Origin of the sequence: Isoptericola sp. BMS4, assembly GCF_011634835.1 — a bacterium.
GTDB lineage: Bacteria > Actinomycetota > Actinomycetes > Actinomycetales > Cellulomonadaceae > Isoptericola.
In genome coordinates, this window is the sequence record NZ_SIRP01000018.1 from 1 (window position 1) to 212 (window position 212).

Here is a 212-nt window from a genome sequence, read left to right on the forward strand (position 1 = left end):
GACGGGTTCAGCGCCTGCACGTACACGAACAGGTCCAACGCCATGATCCCGATATAGATGTACGCCGTCTGCACGTTGTCCCGGATCAACGGCAACGTGATCGACCACGACATCCGCACCCGACCCGCACCATCGATCCGCGCCGCCTCGTACGTCTCCGACGGCACCGACTTGATCGCCGCGATGAACAACAACATGTAGAACCCGACGAA

General features: G+C 60.4%; 1 protein-coding gene. It reads right to left on the bottom strand.

Annotated elements, in window-relative coordinates:
* On the bottom strand, positions 1 to 212 hold a 212-nt coding region (locus EYB28_RS19685), incomplete at both ends, for an ABC transporter permease subunit (RefSeq protein WP_166852941.1).